Annotated in this window: 13 protein-coding genes; 9 read left to right on the top strand and 4 right to left on the bottom strand. The window is 64.3% G+C overall.

Features of this window, described 5'->3' with window-relative positions:
- Window positions 1-117 precede the first annotated feature (117 nt).
- Window positions 118-2931 (bottom strand): aconitate hydratase, encoded by a 2814-nt coding sequence (gene can, locus CE_RS08285; RefSeq protein WP_173362571.1) that lies wholly within the window; start codon window positions 2929-2931, stop codon window positions 118-120.
- Between the two features lie 402 nt (window positions 2932-3333).
- On the opposite strand from can, the gene CE_RS08280 reads away from it, so the two are divergent.
- The 3 genes from CE_RS08280 (at window position 3334) to CE_RS08270 (ending at window position 7564) form a co-directional block, all read left to right on the top strand.
- Entirely contained in the window at window positions 3334-3843 is a 510-nt protein-coding gene (locus tag CE_RS08280) for a DUF6676 family protein (RefSeq protein ID WP_006767662.1), read from the top strand.
- Between the two features lie 552 nt (window positions 3844-4395).
- Entirely contained in the window at window positions 4396-6357 is a 1962-nt protein-coding gene (locus tag CE_RS08275) for a DIP1281 family NlpC/P60 protein (protein WP_407921253.1), read from the top strand.
- Between the two features lie 73 nt (window positions 6358-6430).
- The gene (locus CE_RS08270; protein ID WP_006767659.1) at window positions 6431-7564 is read left to right on the top strand and encodes a ferrochelatase; all 1134 of its coding nucleotides are present in this window, start codon (window positions 6431-6433) and stop codon (window positions 7562-7564) included.
- 13 nt (window positions 7565-7577) lie between these two features.
- Here the strand turns inward: CE_RS08270 and CE_RS08265 are convergent, their stop codons facing one another.
- Entirely contained in the window at window positions 7578-8354 is a 777-nt protein-coding gene (locus tag CE_RS08265; RefSeq protein ID WP_006767658.1) for a hypothetical protein, read from the bottom strand.
- A gap of 45 nt (window positions 8355-8399) precedes the next feature.
- Between CE_RS08265 and CE_RS08260 the strand changes: the two genes are divergently transcribed.
- From CE_RS08260 to CE_RS08250, 3 genes are all read left to right on the top strand, one after another.
- Window positions 8400-9245 (top strand): DUF3097 domain-containing protein, encoded by an 846-nt coding sequence (locus CE_RS08260; protein ID WP_006767657.1) that lies wholly within the window; start codon window positions 8400-8402, stop codon window positions 9243-9245.
- 72 nt (window positions 9246-9317) lie between these two features.
- A complete protein-coding gene (locus tag CE_RS08255) occupies window positions 9318-9746 on the top strand; it encodes an NfeD family protein (RefSeq protein WP_173362570.1) in 429 nt (142 codons plus the stop codon).
- 82 nt (window positions 9747-9828) lie between these two features.
- On the top strand, window positions 9829-11115 hold the full coding sequence (locus tag CE_RS08250) for an SPFH domain-containing protein (RefSeq protein WP_006767655.1): 1287 nt from the start codon (window positions 9829-9831) through the stop codon (window positions 11113-11115).
- A 9-nt stretch (window positions 11116-11124) separates the two neighbouring features.
- Here the strand turns inward: CE_RS08250 and CE_RS08245 are convergent, their stop codons facing one another.
- Both CE_RS08245 and CE_RS08240 read right to left on the bottom strand, forming a co-directional pair.
- Window positions 11125-11721: a hypothetical protein gene (locus CE_RS08245; protein WP_006767654.1), complete on the bottom strand. Its 597-nt coding sequence runs from the start codon at window positions 11719-11721 to the stop codon at window positions 11125-11127.
- A 65-nt stretch (window positions 11722-11786) separates the two neighbouring features.
- A complete protein-coding gene (locus CE_RS08240) occupies window positions 11787-12551 on the bottom strand; it encodes a TVP38/TMEM64 family protein (RefSeq protein ID WP_006767653.1) in 765 nt (254 codons plus the stop codon).
- 250 nt (window positions 12552-12801) lie between these two features.
- Here CE_RS08240 and CE_RS08235 point away from each other — a divergent pair, with 250 nt between their 5' ends.
- From CE_RS08235 to meaB, 3 genes are read left to right on the top strand one after another with little or no spacing between them, the layout of a single operon-like run.
- Window positions 12802-14658, top strand: a complete 1857-nt coding sequence (locus tag CE_RS08235; RefSeq protein WP_041628378.1) for a methylmalonyl-CoA mutase family protein — start codon at window positions 12802-12804, stop codon at window positions 14656-14658.
- Between the two features lie 8 nt (window positions 14659-14666).
- Window positions 14667-16886: a methylmalonyl-CoA mutase gene (scpA, locus tag CE_RS08230; protein WP_006767650.1), complete on the top strand. Its 2220-nt coding sequence runs from the start codon at window positions 14667-14669 to the stop codon at window positions 16884-16886.
- Window positions 16879-17970, top strand: a complete 1092-nt coding sequence (meaB, locus tag CE_RS08225; protein ID WP_143758446.1) for a methylmalonyl Co-A mutase-associated GTPase MeaB — start codon at window positions 16879-16881, stop codon at window positions 17968-17970. The genes scpA and meaB overlap by 8 nt, the downstream gene beginning before the upstream one ends.
- Window positions 17971-18031 lie beyond the last annotated feature (61 nt).

The raw sequence follows: 18031 nt of genomic DNA, 5'->3' as shown, positions 1-18031 counted from the left end.
GCCCCACCAGGAGTTGGCTGCTCATCGTTGTGCACGATGACCAGCGCTCAGGCGGTGGGGCCCCATCACCATCCGTGACACCGCTGGATGTCATGGATGGTCGGTGACCGCTTCGGCTTAGGAAGCAGCCATCTGGCGCAGCACGTACTGCAGGATGCCACCGTGGCGGAAGTAGTCAGCCTCACCGGGGGTATCGATGCGGACGACAGCGTCGAATTCGACCTTCTCGCCGTTTTCCTTGGTGGCGGTGACCTTGACGGTCTTCGGGGTGGTGCCCTCGTTGAGAGCGGTCAGACCGGTGATGTCGAAGGTCTCGGTGCCGTCGAGGCCCAGGGACTCGTGGGACTCGCCCTCCGGGAACTGCAGCGGGACAACGCCCATACCGATGAGGTTCGAACGGTGGATGCGCTCGAAGGACTCGGTGATGACTGCGCGCACACCGAGCAGGTTGGTGCCCTTTGCAGCCCAGTCACGGGAGGAACCGGTGCCGTATTCCTTACCGGCGAGGACGACCAGCGGGATGCCGGCTTCCTTGTAGTTGACGCAGGCATCGTAGATGAATGCCTGTGGGCCACCCTCTTGGGTGAAGTCGCGGGTGTAGCCACCTGCGATGTCAACCAGCTGGTTCTGGAGGCGGATGTTGGCGAAGGTGCCGCGCATCATGACCTCGTGGTTACCACGCCTGGAACCCAGGGAGTTGTAGTCCTGACGCTCCACACCGTGGGCATCGAGGTACTGTGCGGCCGGGGTGCCTGGCTTGATGGAGGAAGCAGGGGAGATGTGGTCGGTGGTGACCGAATCGCCGAGCTTGGCCAGAACGCGGGCGTTCTCGATGTCGGTGACCGGCTGTGGCTCAGCGGTCATGCCATCGAAGTACGGAGCCTTGCGGATGTAGGTGGAGTTCTCGTCCCACTCGAAGGTCTTGCCGGAGGGGATGTCGAGTTCCTGCCACTGCTTGTCGCCCTTGAAGACGTCAGCGTAGTCAGCCTCGTAGAGCTCACGGGAGATGGCGGCCTGGATGGTCTCCTCGATCTCCTCGGTGGAAGGCCAGATGTCCTTCAGGAAGACATCATTGCCGTCCTGGTCCTGCCCCAGGGCTTCGTTCTCGAAGTCGAAGTCCATGGTGCCGGCGATGGCGTAGGCGATGACCATGATCGGGGATGCCAGGTAGTTCATCTTCACATCGGGGGAGATACGACCCTCGAAGTTACGGTTACCGGACAGGACTGCGGTGGCAGCCAGGTCATGCTCGTTGATGGCCTCGGAGATCTCCTCCGGCAGCGGGCCGGAGTTACCGATGCAGGTGGTGCAACCGAAACCGGAGAGGTAGAAGCCGAGGGCCTCAAGGTCCTTCCAGAGGTCTGCACGCTGGTAGTAACCGTCAACAACCTGGGAACCCGGAGCACAGATGGTCTTGACCCATGGCTTGGACTTCAGGCCCTTCTCCGCCGCCTTACGGGCGATCAGGCCGGCGCCGATCATGACGGAGGGGTTGGAGGTGTTGGTGCAGGAGGTGATGGAGGCGATGGCCACCATGCCGTGGTCGATGGTGTACTCGCCACCCTGTGGGGAGACAACGGTGACCGGGTTGGACGGACGACCCTCAGCGTTGGCGGCGGCGGACTCGCCCTCGCCTGGCCAGGATGCGTTGTAGTTGTCCAGGTCGGAAGTGGAACCCGGCTGGAATCCACCCTCGTTGGCCATGCGCTTGGCCGGGATGGACTGGTCAACCTGGACCGGGTCGTTGGTGTAGGCCTTCAGGTCCTCACGGAACTGCTCCTTCGCCTCGGACAGCAGGATGCGGTCCTGTGGGCGCTTCGGGCCAGCGATGGAAGGAACAACGGTGGACAGGTCGAGCTCGAGGTACTCGGAGTACTCGGCTTCGGGTGCGTCCTGCTCGAGCCACATGCCCTGGGCCTTGGCGTAGGCCTCGACCAGGGCGATCTGCTCTTCCGGACGGCCGGTAAGACGCAGGTACTTGATGGTCTCCTCGTCGATGGGGAACATCGCACAGGTGGAGCCGAACTCTGGGGACATGTTGCCGATGGTGGCGCGGTTCGCCAGCGGGACGGACTTGACGCCGTTGCCGTAGAACTCGACGAACTTCTGGACAACACCGTGGTCGCGGAGCATCTCGGTGATGGTCAGAACGACATCGGTGGCGGTGACGCCGACCGGGATCTCACCGGTGAGCTTGAAGCCGACGACGCGCGGGATCAGCATGGAGACAGGCTGGCCGAGCATGGCAGCCTCAGCCTCGATGCCGCCGACGCCCCAGCCCAGGATGCCGAGGCCGTTTTCCATGGTGGTGTGGGAGTCGGTGCCGATGCAGGTATCCGGGTATGCCAGGCCATCGTTGTCGAAGACAACGCGGGCCAGGTACTCGATGTTGACCTGGTGGACGATACCGGTTCCTGGAGGAACAACGCGGAAGTTGGAGAATGCCTCGGAGCCCCAACGCAGGAACTGGTAACGCTCCTCGTTGCGCTCGTACTCGATCTCAACATTCTTCTCGAGGGCGTCCGGGCGACCGAAGGCCTCGACGATGACGGAGTGGTCAATGACCATCTCAGCTGGGTTCAGTGGGTTGACCTTATCCGGGTCGCCACCGAGGGTCTTGACGGCCTCACGCATGGTTGCCAGGTCGACAACACAGGGGACGCCGGTGAAGTCCTGCATCAGCACGCGGGCCGGGGTGAACTGGATCTCAATGCTTGGATCAGCAGATGCATCCCAGTTGGCGATGGCCTCGATGTGCTCCTCGGTGATGTTTGCGCCGTCCTCGGTGCGCAGGAGGTTCTCGCCGAGAACCTTCAGGGAGTAGGGCAGCTTCTCCATGCCAGGCACTGCGGAGAGGGCGTAGTAGTCATAGGACTTCTCGCCGACCTGCAGGGTGCTCTTAGCATTGAAGGAGTTCTTGCTTTCAGTCACAGTGAGCTCCAATTCTAACTTTTCCAGTGTGAGATTCTCGTCGGCCTTCGCATCGCTTGAGCCGGCGTGAGGAAAACTTCAGGCCCTATGCCACGGTCGCGGACAGGAACCCTACGTCCCCATTATCGTAACAGTACGATCGTTCTGCTGGGTACGTTGGGGGCTACTGGCCGTCATTTCCCGCCCTGCCTCCCCGCCTGCTAGCGTTGTTTATGCTGATAGGCAGCGGATATGCAGAACGTGCGGAAGGTGGGGCATAGCGCCACCAGACATTTTTCTTGCCCCCATGGTACCCCCGTATGTCGGTAGGGTTGCCATTTGACGCTCCTTATTTACATCTGCAACCACTGCAACTGCACTGCCTACCCACATCCTCGACCCGCAGAAGGCTGACATCATCCCATGATCCCAGACAACATTGACATCAACGCCCTGGCCCGAGACCTTGAGGATGATGCGGTTGCGATGGGTACGGCGATGAGGGAGCAGTATCCTGCGATGGAGGAGGAGCTCAGCAGGATTGCCGAGGATGCGGCGGACGGGGAGTTCGGCACCCTGGGATATGTCGTTTTGGACAACACTCCCGCGGTCACCGCGGATCTACGGGACATTGCCCAGGAATTGGTGAATACCACCTCCTTCGATACCGTTGCCGTGCGGTCACCGGGGTCGGGGGCTGTGGTCAGCGACATCCATACCCGGGCCTCCCTCGAGGCTGCCCAGCAGGAGATGCTCGGAACCCCGGATTATGTCGAGGGGGCTTCGTTACTTGTTCGTGATGTAACGACCTCGCCTCTTGCGTCTATTGACTGGGCGCAGATGGCGCTTGTGGGCGGTGTGGGGCTGGCGATTGTGATTGTCATTGCCCTGATCTTCGCGCGACGTCAGCCGATGGAAACGCACGTTAACTAATCGATCAAGTTTGAAAACTTGACTAGGGGCAGCTCGCCGATCGGGATGTGGCCGACCGGCCCCCGGCGGCGAAAATCGCAATTCGGGAAAACGTGAGTAACATCACAATAGCGAAACGATAAATCGTTTGTGCAGGTGGGGGCGTGCAACTTTTTGCATAATCTTCGCGTCCGTTGCGTTACCGTTGTGAAAGATGTCTCGAATGTTACCAACGTGGCCTAATGTGCAGATATCGGCTCATGGGTTGAACCTGTACCTCTGAGGCAAATGATTCGCAAAGATATTCAAGTACATAGCCTTGAATGGCAGCTTATTGCGCTGTTGATAGATGAAATTTTCGGGCAAACGGGGAAGCTTGCCGGGACGTGGTCATCAGCAGTGCAACTGTATGCGTAGATTCTGCCCGGATGTCCACCGTTTTATCCGTGAGCTCCCTCATTGCTGTCGGATGGCGACCGGATCCCCCCCGCTGGACCTTTGTCCAGTTGGGAAACTGGATTCGGGGGCGATCCGGAACGAACAGGAGATCACGTGGTTAGTAACGCATCACGTCTGCCGCGCCAGCGGGTTGCCCAGGCCTCCCGTAGTCATTCTTTTCGCATCGGTTCCATCAGCCGCGCCCTGCTTGCGGTGACCATCAGCGGAAGCCTGATGGTCGGGTTGACCCCCGCGGTTGCCCAGCCGGTGAATCCGGATGATGCGGCTATCGCCGGTGCCCGGGAGGATGTGGAGTCGGGTAGTGGGGAGGTGTCCCGACTGGCCGGATCCCTGTCGCAGGCGGATGCCGAGATCAACCGCCTCGAGTTGGAGATGGGTGAACTGCGCGAAGCGGTGAACAAGGCGCTGGTCGATCTCCATGATGCTCAGGCGGAGGCGGAACGCGCGCGGCAGAACGCTGCTGCAGCCAAGGCTGAACTGGAGGATTCCCAGGTCCGGATCGAAGCGGCCCAGGAGCGGCTCGATGAGATCTCCCGGGCGGCCTACCGGCAGAACGGTGGTTCCCGCGGTATTGCAGGTGTCTCCGGTAACGGGGTCACCGAGGACGCCCTGGATCGCCAGACCTACCTGCGCACCACCGCGCAGAAGCAACGCGAGGCCGTCGAGGAGCTCGACCGCCTCCGCACCGAAAACGCCAATAAGGAATCGGCCCTGCGTGAGGCGCGCATCATCGCCGAACAGCGTGAGGCCGAGGCCGCGGAGAAGGAACTCCAGACCCGCGCAGCCATCGATGAGACCTCCGAGCAGCTGGCTGTCCTCAACACCAACCGCGTTAACCTGGTGGCACAGCGGGAGGAGGCCGAACGCAATCTGGCCATTGCCCGCGCCAATGTGGACACCCTCCAGGGGCAACGCGCGGAATTCGAGGAGTTCCAGCGTGCGGAGGAGGAGCGTCAGCGCGCCGAGGCGGATGCTGCCGCCAGGGCGGAGGAGAAGCGCCGCGCCGACGAAGCTGCTGCTGCCGCCGCCGAGGCTGCAGCGGTCGCGGAAGCCGCCGAGCAGGCTGCCGCGCAGGCTGTCGCACGGGAGGCCGCCGAGGCGCAGGCTGCGGTGGAGGCTGAACAGGCCCAGGCCGTCGCAGAACCCGCCCCTGAGTCTGCCGACGCGGTCGCACCGGTGGAGCCGCAGGCTGCCCAGCAGTCCCAGGAGCAGGCGGATGCCCAGCGCCAGGCGGAGGATGCCCGTCGTGCAGCGGAGGAGGCTCAGGCAGCGGCGGAGGCCGCGGCCGCCGATGAGGCCCAGGCCCAGCAGCTACGTGATCAGGCCCTCACCGCGGCGTCTGTGGCGGCGGCTGCTCTCATTGCCGCCAGCCAGGCTGAGCATGTCACCACCGACAATCCCTATCCATCCGGTGAGGATGCCGAGGCCGCTACCATCGCCGCAATCCAGGGGCCTGTCGCTCCCGCGGAGGCGCCGGTCGTTGAGGATGACCTGTGGACCGAGGATGACTATGTGGAGCTGGATGGCCAGGGGTCGGGTTCCTCCGAATCCTCCGGGTCCCTTACTGTCCCGGAGACTCCGGTCACCTCTGATGCTGGTTCCGTCGATCTCTCTGATGTCACGGAGTCTGCCTCTGAGCTGGTGACAGGTGACCGCGCTGCGCAGATCGAGACGGTCATCGCCCGCGCCATGGGGCAGGTCGGTACTCCGTATGCCTGGGGTGGTGGCAATGCCAACGGTCCGACCCTGGGCATCCGTGATGGCGGTGTCGCGGATTCCTATGGTGACTACAACAAGGTGGGCTTCGACTGCTCCGGTCTGGTGCTCTACGCGTTCGCCGGTGTGGGTATCGCGTTGCCCCATTACACCGGTTACCAGTACCAGCGTGGGACCAAGGTCAGCCCCTCCGAGATGCAGCGTGGTGATCTGATCTTCTACGGCCCCGGTGCCTCGCAGCATGTTGCGATCTACCTGGGTGATGGACAGATGATCGAGGCTCCGAGTTCCGGCTCCACGGTGCAGGTCTCCCCGGTTCGTTGGTCCGGGATGACTGAGTACGCCGTCCGCCTGATTTAAGCTCAACCTATCAATCTGGCTATATTTATTCCTTTTTGTGCACCATCAACCTTTAGTTGGTATTGTACGTTCTATGAACGCACGCACACCGGACACCAAGTCGGACTCCTATGATGCCCTCCTCGTTCTCTCCTTCGGTGGCCCCGAGGGACCCGAGGAGGTTCGTCCATTTCTGGAGAATGTCACCCGGGGCAGGGGCATTCCCCCCGAGAGACTGGATGAGGTGGGTGCCCACTACTACCACTTCGGTGGAGTGAGTCCCCTCAACAGGCTCAATAAGGAGATCATCGCCAACGTCAAGGCCGAGCTCGCGGCGCGTGGGTACGATATTCCCGTCTATTTCGGTAACCGGAACTGGAAGCCATTCGACAATGAGGCGGCCGAGCAGATGGCTGCCGACGGGATCCGGAATGCCCTCGTCTTCGCCACCTCCGCCTGGGGTGGGTACTCAGGATGCCGACAGTACCACGAGGATATCCAGGGGATGCGCGCCCACCTGGAGGAGATCGGGGCGCCGGAGGTCACCTTCACCAAGCTGCGTCAGTTCTATGATCACCCACGGTTTGTGCGCACCATGGCCCAGTATGTGCGGGAGTCCTTCGACAAGCTCCCGGAGGATCTGCGCGATGAGGCCCGCCTGGTGTTCACCGCCCATTCGATCCCCCTGAACTCGAAGGATGCGGACGGCAACCCCATCGACGGATCCATCTACTCCCGCCAGGTGGAGGAGTCCTCCGCGCTGATCGCCAGGGAGGCCGGCATCGATGACTTCGATGTGGTCTGGCAGTCCCGTTCGGGCAGCCCGCATGTGCCGTGGCTGGAGCCGGATATCGTTGATCATGCCGTCGAACTCAATGAGAACAACGGCCAGAAGGCCCTCGTGGTCTGTCCGGTGGGCTTCATCTCCGACCACATGGAGGTGATCTGGGACCTCGATTCCGAGCTCATGGACGAGGCCACCAGGCGCGGGATGGTCATCGAACGCGTTGCCACCGTCGGTCCCTCCGATGAATTCGCCACGATGGTCGTCGACCTCATCGACGAGATGGAGATGAAGCGGGTCATCGAGCGGCTGGGTACCCTGCCGGTGCGGGGTTCCACCGTCAACGGCGAGCCCTGCGTCCCGGGATGCTGCGCGCCACGCAGGCGCCCGGCGGCCTCACAGACCAATCCGAACGCCGACGCCCCGGTGGCATCCCGTTCCTAAACGCCCACAGTAATCATGCCCTCGCGAAATCCGCGAGGGCATAGTCCACCCCCACCATCCGCGCGGTACGGATGTGATGCCACAGGGGGATCAGCTGAGGGTCCAGGCTGTGATCGCCGATGGTGGACTGCACAGTCTCCACGATTGCAGCCACCCGGTCGGCGCGGGCGAACAGTTTCGCCGAACGTGCGGGAACCGCATGCGGAAGCCCCGGGGTGTCGTAGAAATCCGACAGTGACCCCACGGTCAGCCGTGGGTTTTTCAATGACCGCGGCGCCAGGGAGGAATACGCGGTGCCCTCGATGACCATTGCGGCGCGGGACGTGGCCTCACTGAGCAGCTGATCCGCCTCACCGGGGGAGACGGCCGCACCCGCCGGCAACAGCCCCTCCACGGGCAGCCATGTCCAGTCGGTGGAATCGCCCCGGCGTTCGGGGATCAGGGCGTAGGACGTGAGCTTGTCGACGCCACGCACCACCAACGCGCCTTCCCCCGACCGCGTGACCCGGCGCGCCGCCTCAGAACCAGCCGGGAGCCCCGGTGCATCACCCGGACCGGAGAGCACCAGTGAGATGACAGGGGAGTCGAAGGGCGCGTCGACAAGCGGCTGGACGGTGCCCCGCACCACGCGCAGCAGATCCAGCAGGCCCCCGTCCCCGAAGGTGTGCGGCCCGCCGAGATCGACGAAGGCGTCGATGATGTCCTCGGTGGCCACCAGATCGTAGACCCATGCCCCGAGCCACACGGCCGTGTTCTGCAGGGGTGAGTAGATGTGTGCACGAATATCCATATCGGGTCGAAAGTCTATCCCAGGACTTCGCTAGGGTGTATCACCATGAGCTTCTCCGACCCCTATGCAGCAGACATCTTCGGCGGACACACCCGGAACAGGAAACCCGAGTATCCCACTGTTCCCGCAGAACCGGGACTGGTCGTGGAGGTGCGCGCCGACGGTTATGTCGGCGCCGTCACCGGCTTCGAGCGCACCTATGACGGTGATTTCATCCGCCTGGAGGACCGCCGGGGCCGTGAGGCACTGTACAAACTGCGCACCGGTGCCTTCATGGTGGACGGGCAGATCGTCACCCTGACCCGCCATGTGCCCACCCAGCAGCCCCGGAAATCCAATTCGGGGTCGCGCCGGGTGGAGAATGTCCAGGCGAAGGTCGCCGCCCCGTCGCGGATCTGGGTGGAGGGCATCCATGACGCGGCCATCGTGGAGAAGGTCTGGGGTCATGACCTCCGGGTGGAGGGTGTTGTCGTGGAATACCTCGAGGGCCTGGACAACCTCCCCGAGCGACTGGCGGAGTTCCGACCGGGCCCGGGCCGGCGCATCGGTGTGCTCGCCGACCACCTGGTGGAGGGATCGAAGGAAACGCGGATGACGCGCTCGCTGGGACCTGATGTCGCGGTGACCGGGCACCCGTACATCGATATCTGGGCGGCGGTGAAACCGGAACGCCTCGGCCTGCGTGCCTGGCCGGAGGTGCCCTACGGCGAGGACTGGAAGACCGGTATCTGTCGCCGGGTGGGATGGTCGGATCCGAAGGAGGGGTGGCACCGCGTCTACAATGCCGTCAACTCCTTCCGGGATTTCGACCACACCCTGATCGGGGCGGTGGAACGTCTGGTGGATTTCGTGACCAATCACGACCTGAGCAAGGAGGATGTCCTGGCCTAGCGGCTTCCCAGGGCAGACGGCCGGGTGGGATAACCCTGCGTACCACCCACAGGGTTCTGTACGGTGGGTGGCGTGGGAGCAATAATCTGGTTTATCGGAAGCCTGGTGCTGGCGGGACTTGAGCTGGCGGTGGGTGAATTCACCCTGTTGATGCTCGCTGGCGCGGCCCTGGCCACAGCTGGTGTGTCCCTGGTCGGTGTGCCTGTATGGGCGGAGTTCGCCACCTTCGCGGTGTCGGCCTTCGCCCTGCTGTTCTTTCTCAAACCGGCGCTGCAGCGTCGGTTGAATAAACCCGCGGCACTGGATACCTCGGTACGTTCGCTGGTGGGTAAACAGGCTGTCGTGCTGGAGGATGTCACCGGCGCTGGCGGGCAGATCCGGCTGGACGGTTCGATCTGGTCTGCGCGCAGCATGGATCCGGCCCACACCTTCACCGAGGGACAGCACGTCAGTGTGGTGCGCATTGACGGCGCCACCGCGGTGGTGTGGGCGGAACCCTGAACCGGGTGCTCATGAACGCCGGCTCCCTCACCCCGGACCACCAGCCACCCCGTCCCAATCCGTACAGATATCTGGAGGAAGCATGTTCGGCACAATCCTGGCGATAGTAGTTCTCGCCTTCGTTGCCCTCGTGGTAATCAAGTCATTAGCCTTGATACCCCAGGGTGAAGCCGCAGTCATTGAAAGGCTCGGCCGGTATACCCGCACCGTGGAGGGAGGGCTGACCCTCCTGGTGCCCTTCATCGACCGGGTCCGCGCCCGCGTGGACACCCGTGAACGTGTGGTCTCCTTCCCGCCCCAGGCGGTGATCACCCAGGACAACCTCACCGTGGCCATCGACATTGTGGTCACCTTCCAGATCAATGAACCGGACCGTGCGATCTACGGTGTGGACAACTACATCATCGGCGTGGAGCAGATCTCCGTGGCCACCCTGCGTGATGTGGTCGGCGGCATGACGCTGGAGGAGACCCTGACCTCCCGTGAGGTGATCAACCGACGCCTGCGCGGCGAGCTGGATGCCGCCACCACCAAATGGGGCCTGCGCATCAGCCGTGTGGAGCTGAAGGCCATTGATCCACCACCATCGATCCAGCAGTCGATGGAGAAGCAGATGAAGGCGGACCGCGAGAAGCGCGCCACCATCCTCACCGCCGAGGGTCAGCGCGAGGCCGACATCAAGACCGCCGAGGGTGAGAAGCAGGCGAAGATCCTGGCCGCCGAGGGTGAGAAGCACGCAGCCATCCTCGCGGCGGAGGCGGAACGCCAGTCCATGATTCTGCGCGCCGAGGGTGAACGGGCCGCCCGCTACCTGCAGGCGCAGGGTGAGGCCCGCGCCATCCAGAAGGTCAACGCTGCAATCAAGGCTGCCAAGCTGACTCCCGAGGTGCTCGCATATCAGTACCTGGAGAAGCTGCCCCAGATCGCCGATGGCAAATCCTCCAAGATGTGGGTCATCCCCAGCCAGTTCGGGGATTCCCTGGAAAGCTTCGCCCGGCAGTTCGCCAACAAGGACGAGCAGGGGACATTCCGGTATGAACCGGTGTCCGTCGATGAGGAGACGAAGAACCTGGCCAACGCGGACAACACCGACGAGTGGTTCTCCACGGAATCCGATCCGGAGATCGCCGCGGCTGTCGCTGCCGCCAATGCGGTGGCCAACAAACCGGTTGATCCGGATCCGGCGGAGATTGCCATGGGAAAGGTGTCGGCAGGTTCCGACTCTGGGCTTGACTCCGGCCAGGGTGCACTGACCCGCGCGGCGGCACCCAACGATGATGAGATCCAGGCAGGACAGGCCACCCAGGAGTTCCTCCGCGCCCGCGATGCGGAGCAGCTGCCCATCGATCCGGATCAGGAACGAAACTAGAATCCCGGATCAGGGCTGGGCGGAGTGCTCCAGCAGGTTGACCGCCAACTGCCACCCGGCCTGCTCCGCCTGCCACCCGGCCGCCTGGAGGCGCTGGGACATCGCCTGTTTGGAGATCCCCAGTTCCGCGGCGGCCTCATTCTGATTCATGCCCGACCGCATCAGGGAGGTGGCCTCACGTCCCTCGAAGGATCGTTTGGACAACACCTGGGCCATCAGCGCAAACGATGCGGAGATGTTGAAGGCCCGCGGGTCATCACGGCGCGCACCGACGATGCGGACCTTCACGGCCCCCGCACGGGCGGTGGGCCGCAACGCCTCGCTGGCGGTCTTCTTCGCCAGCTCGATCTGGGCCTCATCCTCATCGGTGGGCTTGTCGATGCCCGGCACCACACCGATGCCGATCGCCCAGTCACCCGCGGCGAGCAGCGCCATCACGACATCGCAGGCGGTGGCGGGGTGGGTGATGTGGGCACGGATATCCTCCACACCCAGCAGCTCGAACTCACCGGCCCCCTCGAGGGTCGACAGCGCCTCGGCAAAACGACGGACCAGCTCGGCCCGTCGGGTGTCGCGACCCCTGTACCTGGCATGCAGTGCCCACATCGACGACCAACCCCTTTCAGACATGAATATCCAACACAAGACCTCCTGAGTCTACCGTGGTCGTTCTATTTCACAGACTTGACTGGCAGACGCCGGTCCAAAATGAGGCCAACCACACCCAGACAGGCCAGGGCGATGGTGAACACCACCGCGGTGGCACTGCCGGAGCCGACGACGGCGTCGCCAAGCACCACCGTCGCGATCGTGCCGGGCGCGGAACCGACCGCGGTGGCCACGGTGAACGCCAGCAGCGGAACGCTGGTCAGGGCGGCGACGTAGTTCAGCAGGGAGAAGGGGACCGCCGCGATCATCCGCAGTGAGGCGATCGCCAACCAGCCACGGTCCCGCAGGCGCGCGTTGATCCGCGCCACCGCCGGATGGGTCAGGCGTGGCCGCATCCACCCGCCCAGCAATCCGCGCACGATGAGCAGGCTGAGCGCCGCGGAGACCGTGGTGGACCCGAGGGCGATGAGCGTGCCCTGCCACGGGCCGAACAGGACACCGGAGGCCAGGGTGAGCACGGTGCGCGGGATGGGGAACTGGGTGATCACCACGTAGAGACCGACGAAGAGCCAGACGAAGGCGGGTCCGGCACTGTCAGCCCAGTCCCGGAGGGTGGTGATCGAGGGGATCTCCACCACCACGGTGACACCCACCACCACGATGAACGCTGTGAGAACGGACACCTTCTTCCACGTCGGCCACCGCCGCAGATCACCCCACGCATCGGTCACAAGAGAGGTGAGAAAGTGGAAGAACGAGCTGAAAGGGGTATTCACCCTGCCGGATACCGTCGCCCCGGTTGTGCCGGGTCTGCTCTCAGAACTCATGGGAGACACCTTACAACCATCCCGGTGTGTCCCTAGACACCTCCGTAAGGGGGGTAAGTGCACCGTTTGTGGATTATCCTGAAAAGTGCACTTGGACACAATCGCGCGCGAATGTCGTGTAGTTGTGTGCCAGCGCTCCGGCTGGGTTCAGATTACTCCCGAACCGGTGGATGCGATGTCCGCCCTGGGGGCCTGAAATCCGGTTGGAGAACCACTGACTCATTACATTTCGATGGGAAGTATTTCCACCTTGACTGATCTCAGGAATGCCTCGTTGCCCGAGGAATTCACCGACAGCCTTGACGCCTGGCGCAAAGCTGTAGTGGGTGTGTTCGCGCGGGTGAGCAAAAAGGACGTAAGCGATGTGCCCTCCGATGTGTGGAGGAGACTCATCGTCACCACCAACGATGGTCTGGACATCTCGCCCCTGTACACCCGCGCCGACGAGAACGGCGCTCCGATCGATGAGCTGCCCGGTGAGTTCCCCTTCACCCGTGGCGCTGCCATCGATGCGGACCGCGCCGGCTGGGGAGTGACCGAAACCTTCGGCTCCTATGATGATGCCGTCTCCGAGGTGAACCGGCAGATTCTCCACGCACTCAATTCCGGTACCACCACCCTGCGCCTCGATCTGACCGGCCAGCTCGGCCCGGAGGATCTCAAGGCCGCGCTGGAGGGCGTGTACCTCAACATGGCGCCGATCATCCTGAGTGCGGGGGCCCGGACCACCGAGGCCGCCGACGCACTCTACGCGCTTGTCGACGCCGCCGGCACCGGCACCGCCGCCGTCACCCTGGGTGCGAGCCCACTGACCTCGGCCGTGGACGGTTCCGGGTCGGTGGACCTGGACGCCACCGTCGAGCTGGCCCGCGCGGCCAGCGCGCGGGAGAACGTCCGCGCCGTGCTTGTCGACGCTGTCTCGTTCTCCAACCAGGATGCCAGTGACGCCCAGGAGATCGCGCTGGCCCTGGCCGCGGGCATCGACTACGTCCGCGCCCTCGTGGATGCCGGGCTGAGCACCGGGCAGGCCCTGGACCAGATCGCCTTCCGCTTCGCCGTCACCGATGACCAGTTCGGTCAGATCGTGAAGCTGCGCACCGCACGACGCCTCTGGGCACGTGTCGCCGAGGTTCTCGGCCACCCGGACCTGGGTGCCGCCCCGCAGCACACCGTCACCGCGCCCGTGATGTTCAGTCAGCGCGACCCGTGGGTCAACATGCTGCGCAGCACCGTCGCCGCGTTCGCCGCCGGCGTGGGTGGAGCAACCGACGTCGAGGTCCTCACCTTTGATGCCGCCATCGACGGCGGCAACCCGGGCACCACCCGTAACTTCGCGCACCGCATCGCCCGCAACACCAACCTGCTGCTGCTGGAGGAGTCCCACCTCGGCCACGTCATCGACCCGGCCGGTGGCTCCTACTACGTGGAGTCCCTGACCAACGATCTCTCCGGGAAGGCCTGGGCGCTGTTCGCCGATATCGAGGCCAAGGGCGGGTACCGTGCGCAGCTGGACAACGGCGCCATCGCCGCGGCCCTGGATGAGATGCACGAGACCACCCGCCAGCAGATCGCGAAGCGACAGAAGCAGCTGACCGGCATCAACGAGTTCCCCAACCTCGCGGAGGCACCACTGCCCGCCGAGAAGCGTCAGGAACCCGCGGGTATCCGCCGCTGGGCCGCTGAATTCGAGGCACTGCGCAACCGCTCGGATGCCTTCCTCGAGGCGAACGGCGCACGCCCGACCATCGGTCTCATCCCGGTCGGCCCGCTGGCCAAGCACAACATCCGCACCGGTTTCACCACAAACCTGCTGGCCTCCGGCGGCATCGCGGTGACCAACCCCGGTGAGCTGACCCCGGGAACCCCGGAGTTCGATGAGGCGGCCACCGGATCCGACATCGTCGTCATCTGTGGAACCGACCAGGAGTACGCCGCCACCGGTGAGCAGGTCGTCGAGAAGCTCCGTGCGGCGGGTGCGAAGCAGATCCTGCTCGCCGGCGCCCCGGCGAGCTTCGAGAACGCCCAGCACGCCCCGGACGGCTACCTCAACATGAAGATCGACGCCGCCTCCACCCTGGCCACCCTTCTCGACGGACTGGGAGCATAAGAAAGACCATGACCACAATCCCCAATTTCTCCGAGGTACCCCTCGACGGTCCCGCAGCTGATGCAGGAACCACCCCCGCCCCGGCCGGTGCCGACCAGGTGTGGAACACCCCGGAGGGCATCGACGTCAAGCGCGTGTTCACCGAGGACGACCGTGCCGCAGCAGCTGCCGCCGGCCACCCCCTGGATTCCCTCCCGGGCCAGAAGCCGTTCATGCGCGGGCCGTACCCGACCATGTACACCAACCAGCCCTGGACCATCCGCCAGTACGCCGGTTTCTCCACCGCGGCCGAGTCCAATGCGTTCTACCGCCGCAACCTGGCCGCCGGTCAGAAGGGCCTGTCCGTGGCCTTCGACCTGGCCACCCACCGCGGCTACGACTCCGACAATGAGCGCGTGGTCGGCGATGTGGGCATGGCCGGTGTGGCCATCGACTCCATCCTGGACATGCGCGAACTCTTCCAGGGCATCGACCTGTCGAGCGTGTCCGTGTCCATGACCATGAACGGCGCCGTGCTGCCGGTCCTCGCCTTCTACATCGTGGCGGCCGAGGAACAGGGCGTTGCCCCCGAGCAGCTCGCCGGAACCATTCAGAATGACATTCTGAAGGAGTTCATGGTCCGCAACACCTACATCTACCCACCGAAGCCGTCGATGAGGATCATCTCGAACATCTTCGAGTACACCTCCCTGAAGATGCCGCGCTTCAACTCGATCTCCATCTCCGGCTACCACATCCAGGAAGCCGGAGCGACCGCCGACCTCGAGCTCGCCTACACGCTTGCCGACGGCATCGAGTACCTCCGCGCCGGCCAGGAGGTGGGTCTGGACGTGGACAAGTTCGCCCCACGCCTGTCCTTCTTCTGGGGTATCTCCATGTACACCTTCATGGAGATCGCGAAGCTGCGCGCCGGTCGTCTCCTGTGGAGCGAGCTGGTGGCCAAGTTCAACCCGAAGAACCCGAAGTCCCAGTCCCTGCGTACCCACTCGCAGACCTCCGGTTGGTCTCTGACCGCCCAGGATGTCTACAACAACGTCGCCCGCACCGCGATCGAGGCGATGGCCGCCACCCAGGGCCACACCCAGTCGCTGCACACCAACGCCCTCGACGAGGCACTCGCGTTGCCAACCGACTTCTCCGCCCGCATCGCGCGTAACACCCAGCTGCTGCTGCAGCAGGAGTCCGGCACCGTCCGCCCGGTCGACCCGTGGGCCGGTTCCTACTACGTGGAATGGCTGACCAACGAGCTGGCCAACCGCGCGCGCAAGCACATCGAGGAGGTCGAGGAGGCCGGCGGCATGGCCCAGGCCACCGACCAGGGCATCCCGAAGCTGCGCATCGAGGAGTCCGCCGCCCGCACCCAGGCCCGCATCGACTCCGGCCGCCAGGCACTTATCGGTGTCAACCGCTATGTCGTCGACGAGGATGAGCAGATTGAAGTCCTCAAGGTTGACAACACCAAGGTGCGCGCCGAGCAGCTGGAGAAGCTGGCCCGTCTGCGCGCCGAGCGCGACGAGGACGAGACCCGCCGTGCACTGGACGCCCTGACCGCCGCGGCCCGCAACGACAACAAGAAGCCGGGCGATCTGGAGCAGAACCTGCTCAAGCTCGCCGTCGACGCCGCGCGCGCCAAGGCCACCATCGGTGAGATCTCCGATGCGCTGGAGGAGGTCTTCGGACGCCACGAGGCCGAGATCAAGACACTGTCCGGTGTGTACAAGGACGAGGTAGGAAAGGAGGGTGAGGTGTCCAACGTCAAGCGCGCCATCGCCCTGGCTGACGCCTTCGAGGAGCAGGAGGGTCGCCGCCCCCGTATCTTCATCGCCAAGATGGGACAGGACGGCCACGACCGTGGCCAGAAGGTCGTCGCCTCCGCCTATGCCGACCTGGGCATGGATGTGGATGTCGGACCGCTGTTCCAGACCCCGGCCGAGGCCGCCCGCGCCGCCGTGGACGCCGATGTCCACGTGGTGGGCATGTCCTCCCTGGCCGCCGGTCACCTCACGCTGCTGCCTGAGCTGAAGAAGGAACTGGCCGCCCTGGGCCGGGAGGACATCCTGGTCACCGTCGGTGGTGTCATCCCACCGGGTGACTTCCAGGAGCTCTACGACAACGGCGCGGTCGCCATCTACCCACCGGGCACCGTCATCGCCGACTCCGCCATCGACCTGATCACCAGGCTGGCAGCGCACCTCGGTTTTGAGCTGGATGTAGATGAGGATGCCTGAGAGGGAATTTCTGGAGGACACCCTCGGCACGCTGAGCACCACCGGCGGCACGGATCTGGGCGCCATCGTCCCACCGGCCCCGGAGATGCTCCGGCGTGCGCGCCAGCGGATCAACGTCGATGAGCTCTACGACGCCGTCCTGGCCAACGACCGCCCCAAGGTCGCCCGTGCCATCACCCTGCTGGAGTCCACCTCCGCCGCCCACCGTGAACTGGCACAGGAACTCCTGGTGCGGTTGCTGCCGCATTCCGGTAACGCCCTGCGCATCGGTATCACCGGTGTTCCGGGTGTGGGCAAGTCCACCTTCATCGAGGCGCTGGGCATGCACCTGATCGGGGAGGGACACCGGGTGGCGGTGGTGGCCATCGACCCCTCATCCACCAAGACCCGGGGTTCCATCCTGGGGGACAAGACCCGCATGTCCAGTCTGTCGCGGGAGGATAAGGCCTTCATCCGGCCCTCCCCGTCGGCAGGCACCCTCGGTGGCGTGGCCAAGGCTACCCGTGAGGCGATGGTGGTGTTCGAGGCCGCCGGCTACGACATCATCATCGTCGAGACCGTCGGTGTGGGCCAGAGTGAGGTGGCGGTGCACCAGATGGTGGACATCTTCACCTTCCTGGCACTCTCCGGGGCCGGTGATCAGCTGCAGGGCATCAAGAAGGGTGTCCTGGAGATGGCGGAACTGGTGGCCATCAACAAGGCCGACGGTGCGAATGAGAAACCCGCCAAGCGGGCCGCCCGCGACCTGGCCGCGGCCATGCGGATGGTCCGCAGCCCGGACGAGATCTGGCATCCACCGACGATCACCATGTCCGCGGTGGAGGGCACCGGTGTGGATGTCTTCTGGGGGCATGTCCAGGAACACCAGAAGGTGATGCGGGAGCACGGCCTCTTTGAGGAGCGCCGCCGTCATCAGCAGGTGGGCTGGATGTGGCAGATGGTCCACGAGACGATCCGCATGCGTCTGGAGAATGACCCCGATGTGAAGACGGTCAGCCGCGACATGGAGAGGGCACTGCGTGACGGTGCCACAACCCCGACGCTGGCCGCCCGGAATATCCTGGCGGCGTTCGACCGCATCTAGTTGGCCTCCGAGGCAGTACCGGGATCCGCCCGCGCAACCCCTGTGACACAGGGGCTGCGCG

This window comes from Corynebacterium efficiens YS-314 (assembly GCF_000011305.1).
Lineage (GTDB): Bacteria > Actinomycetota > Actinomycetes > Mycobacteriales > Mycobacteriaceae > Corynebacterium > Corynebacterium efficiens.
Note: the sequence above shows the minus strand (reverse complement) of the source record. Positions and strands in the feature narration are given on the sequence as shown.